Raw genomic sequence first — 4,438 nt, 5'->3', positions numbered from 1 at the left:
GGTGACGATGCTGCCGTCGACCTCGACGCGGCCGGCGGCGATGAGTTCCTCCGCGGCGCGGCGGGATGCGACACCGGCTTGGGCGAGGACCTTCTGCAGGCGCACGCCTTCACCGGCGGGGAGCTGGGTGGGGCCGGCGTCGCTGTGCTGGTGACGGGCGGGTTTGGCGTTGCTGATCTTGGGAACCGGTGCGGGGCGTTTGGCCTTCGGCTTGGCGGCGGCCGGGCGGCCGCGCTTGTTCAGGGGGGTGCCGCCCTTGCGGTGGGGCTTCTTGGTGGGCTCCGCGGCGGGAGCTTCCGACCGGCGGGGGTCGGCGCGGCGTTCGGGATTCGAACGGCCGGCGCTCTGCGGTTTCGCGGAGCGGGGGGTGTTGCGTTTGCGGTCCGGTGTGCCATCACGGCGAGCGGGTGTATTCACTTTGTTCCTGTCAGTTCTCTGGGTCGAACTCCGCGGTCGAGAGGTGCTCGGGACGCGCGTTCTTTCCCATTCTCTCAAATCGTGGGTCCGACTCGAGACTCTCGGTGATGTCGTCGATCACATCGACGTCGGGCAGCAGCGGCCCGACGGCCGGCAGATCCTGCAGCGACGCGAGTCCGAGGCGCTCGAGGAACAGTTCGGTCGTCACATAGAGGGTGCCGCCGGTGTCGGGATCGGTACCGGCCTCGGCCAGGAGGTCGCGGGCGAGCAGGGTGCGCATGACGCCGTCGACGTTGACGCCGCGCACCGCGCTGACCCGGCTGCGGGTGACGGGCTGGCGGTAGGCGACGACGGCGAGGGTTTCGAGAGCGGCGCGGGTCAGCTTGGTGCGGGCCCCGCCCTGGAGGAGCTTTTCGACGTAGGGCGCGAAGTCGCGGCGGGTGTAGAAGCGCCATCCGTCGCCGGCGTAGCGCAGGTCGATGCCGGAGCCGCGCGCGGTCAGGTCCGCTGCCAGCTGTTGCAGGGCGGACTCGGTGCGGGGTGCGGTCACGCCGATGGCGGCGGCGAGTTGCGGGGTGGAGGCGGGGGTGTCGACGACGAGAAGCAGCGCTTCGAGGGCGGCGGTGAGTTCGTCGTCGGTCATCTCGAGCAGTTCGCCGTCCCAGGCGCGGTCGGGTTCCGGTCCCCGGTCGGTGTCCGGTGCCGTGTGGGAGGCAAGGCCGGTCGTGGCGTCGCTCATCCGTAGTCCTCCTCGAAGTCGGTGGCGGCGGGGTCGCCCCGCCCGGTCCAGGAGACCTGCAGGGGCCCGAGCGGATCCGGTTGGTCGAAGGTGACGGCGCGTTCGCGGTAGAGCTCGAGCAGGGCCAGGAAGCGGGCGACGATGAGCAGGCCCTGGTCGCAGTCGGCGATGAGGGTCTCGAAACTCACCCAGTGGCCGGCGCCGTGGGTCTCGAGGACCGACAGGATGTGGGCGGCCTGTTCGGGGACCGACACGGTGGGCACGTGCAGGTGGTCCAGTCCGACGGTGGGGACCGGTTTGGGGCGGAATGCGGCGGCGGCGATCTCGGCGAACTGTTGTGCGCTCACGCCGAGGACCACGTCGGGAAGCAGGTTCTCGTAGTGCGGTTCGAGGGAGACCGCCCGTGGATAGCGGCGCAGCGCGGCGGCTTCGAGGGCAGCGAACTGTTCGGCGACCTGTTTGTAGGCGCGGTACTGCAGGAGCCGCGCGAACAGCAGGTCGCGGGCTTCGAGGAGGGCGAGGTCCTCGGGGTCGTCGACGTCGCCGGAGGGCAGCAGCCGCGCGGCTTTGAGGTCGAGCAGGGTGGCGGCGACGACGAGGAATTCGGTGGTCTGATCGAGGCCGAGGAGCGGGCCGAGTTGCCGGGTGTAGGCGATGAACTCGTCGGTGACCACGTGGCGGGCGACCTCGGTGACGTCGAGGCGGCGTTGCGAGATGAGGGTGAGCAGCAGATCGAAGGGGCCTTCGAAGTTGCGCAGCCGCACATGGAAGCCGGTTGCGGGTTCGGGGCTGCCGTGGTCGAGGGTGGGTCCGTCGGACGCCGGCGGTGCCGTGTCCGGGGTGGGGGTGTGCACGGGTCAGCGGCCGGTCCGATGGATGACTTCGCGGGCGAGCGATCGGTAGGCTTCGGCGCCACCGGATTTGGGGGCCCAGGTGATGATGGGTTCGCCGGCGACACTGGTTTCGGGGAATTTGACGGTGCGCGCGATGACGCTGTCGTAGACGAGGTCACCGAAGACTTCGACGACGCGGGACATCACTTCGCGGCCGTGGAGGGTGCGGGCGTCGAACATCGTCACCAGAATGCCGGCGAGGGCGAGTTTGGGATTGAGCCGATCGCGGACCTTCGCGACGGTGTCGTTGAGCAGGGCCAGCCCGCGGAGGCTGAAGAATTCGCATTCCATCGGGATGAGCACCGAGTCGGCGCAGGCCAGGGCGTTGACGGTGAGCAGGCCCAGCGACGGCTGGCAGTCGACGAGGATGTAGTCGTAGCGGTCGAGCACCGGGTACAGGGTGCGGCCGAGGGCCTGTTCGCGGCCGACTTCGGAGACGAGCTGGATCTCGGCGGCCGACAGGTCGATGTTGCTCGGCAGGAGGTCGAGGTTCTCGACGTGGGTACGCATGAGCACGTCGTCGACCGAGACGCGGGGTTCGACGAGCAGGTTGTGGACGGTCAGGTCGAGGTCGTGATGGGCGACGCCGAGTCCGGCGGACAGGGCGCCCTGGGGATCGAGGTCGACGAGCAGCACCCGGCGTCCCTGTTCGGCGAGTGCGGCGCCCAGGTTGATGGTCGAGGTGGTCTTGCCGACGCCGCCCTTCTGGTTGCACATCGCGATGATTTTCGCGGGTCCGTGCGAGGCCAGGGGTTGCGGTTCCGGGACGTGCCGGCGAGGCCGGCCGGTGGGGCCGAGCTCGTTGTCGTCGTAGCTGATGGTGTGCGCCTGCTCACCCTCGTCCGGAGAGGAGGGGGTGGCGGACAGCGCGAACGGGTATGTCCGCGCCGTGTCCGTGGCGAGCGGCCGAGGTGTGCCCACGTTCGGTACTCCCCCTGTTCTGCGACCGTGATGTTCTTTCTCACGCCGGGCGGTGCTCCGGCGAAGCGATCTGTCATCGAAACGCTACCGCTTTCCCGCCGGGTTGCGTGCACGGACACGCGTCCGAGCGGCGGTGTTCAGCGGGCGCGGGGGTGGGCGCCGGCCCATACCTCACGAAGCGCACCGACGGTGACCAGGGTGTATATCTGCGTTGTCGTCACAGAAGCATGCCCGAGTAACTCCTGCACCACGCGGACGTCGGCGCCCCCGTCGAGCAGGTGGGTCGCGAACGAGTGCCGCAGGGTGTGAGGCGACACCGCACCGGCGATACCGGCGCGTTCGGCCGCGGTCTGCAGTACCTGCCAGGCGCTCTGCCGGGACAGCCGGCCCCCGCGGGCGTTGAGGAACAGCGCGGCGGTGTGCCCGGCCGACAGGGCCGGACGGCCGCGTACGAGATAGGTGTCGAGCGCGGCGAGGGCGGGCCGCCCGATCGGGACGAGACGCTGCTTGCCGCCCTTGCCGCGCAGCAGCACCGGGCGGGTGTCGGTGTCGAGATCGTCGATGTCGTGCCCGACCGCCTCGGAGATGCGGGCCCCGGTCGAGTAGAGCACTTCGAGCAACGCCCGGTCGCGGAGCCCGCGCGGCGCGTCGGCGCCTCCGCCGACCGCATCGAGTATCGCCGAGACCTGGTCGACGGTGAGCGCTTTGGGGAGCCGCCGACCGGGCGCGGGGGGTTTGACGGCGCGGGCGACGTCGACGGCGGTGTGTCCTTCCCCGGCGGCGAAGCGGTGCAGGCCGCGCACGGCGATCAGGGCCCGAGCGGCGGAGCCGGTGGCCAGTGCGGGCCGGTCCCGGTCGGGATCGCCGCGTCGCAGCGCGGCGACGAAGCCTTCGACGTGCTCTTCCCGGACGTCGGTGAGATCGGTGATCTCACGGTCGGTGAGATAGTCGATGTAGCGGGTCAGGTCACGGCGGTAGGAGGCGAGGGTATTCGCCGCGGCGCCGCGCTCGACGGTGAGGTGGTCGAGAGACGCCTCGACCTGCCGCGTCAACACCGGATCAACGCGCGTGCTCGGTCCGGGTGCGGGCGAAGGTGCCCGGCCGGTCCGGCCACGGTGCGTCCGGGGCTCGGAGGGCGACCGTGCCGGCGCGGGCCGCGGCGAGCGCCAGGATCCCGGAGACGGCGGTGGCGTTGACGATCTCCCCGCGCAGTGCCATGGCCACGGCCTCGTCCACCGGCACGCGGTGGACCTCGAGGTCGGCTTCCTCGTGTTCGGGGTCGGGCCGGTCCACGACGCTCAGTCCGCGGGCGGCGAAGACCCGCACCGCTTCGTCGGTGAAGCCCGGAGACAGCGCGATGTCGACGAGCACGTCCCACTCCTGCGCCGCCAGACCGGTTTCCTCCGCGAGTTCGCGGCGGGCGGCGCGCAGCGGCGCCGCGCCGGGCTCGTCGAGGAGCCCGGCAGGC

At 70.9% G+C, this 4,438-nt stretch carries 6 protein-coding genes; all 6 read right to left on the bottom strand.

Going from position 1 to position 4,438, the window contains the following annotated elements; genetic code table 11:
* On the bottom strand, positions 1–417 hold a 417-nt coding region (locus tag Q8814_RS24620), incomplete at its 3' end, for a S4 domain-containing protein (protein WP_330154584.1).
* Positions 418–427: 10 nt separating this feature from the next.
* Entirely contained in the window at positions 428–1,060 is a 633-nt protein-coding gene (gene scpB / locus Q8814_RS24615; RefSeq protein WP_330154587.1) for an SMC-Scp complex subunit ScpB, read from the bottom strand.
* A gap of 92 nt (positions 1,061–1,152) precedes the next feature.
* A complete protein-coding gene (locus Q8814_RS24610; RefSeq protein WP_408015983.1) occupies positions 1,153–2,010 on the bottom strand; it encodes a segregation and condensation protein A in 858 nt (285 codons plus the stop codon).
* A gap of 3 nt (positions 2,011–2,013) precedes the next feature.
* Entirely contained in the window at positions 2,014–2,970 is a 957-nt protein-coding gene (locus Q8814_RS24605) for a ParA family protein (protein ID WP_408015982.1), read from the bottom strand.
* Positions 2,971–3,107: 137 nt separating this feature from the next.
* Complete coding sequence (xerD, locus tag Q8814_RS24600; RefSeq protein WP_330154583.1) at positions 3,108–4,025, bottom strand: site-specific tyrosine recombinase XerD; 918 nt, start codon at positions 4,023–4,025, stop codon at positions 3,108–3,110.
* A gap of 4 nt (positions 4,026–4,029) precedes the next feature.
* A partial coding sequence (locus tag Q8814_RS24595) for an NUDIX hydrolase (protein WP_330154582.1) occupies positions 4,030–4,438 on the bottom strand: 409 nt, incomplete at its 5' end.

The organism is Rhodococcus chondri, assembly GCF_036327435.1.
GTDB lineage: Bacteria > Actinomycetota > Actinomycetes > Mycobacteriales > Mycobacteriaceae > Rhodococcus > Rhodococcus chondri.
The sequence above is the reverse complement of the archived record's forward strand: the minus strand, read 5'-3'. Positions and strand labels throughout refer to the sequence as shown.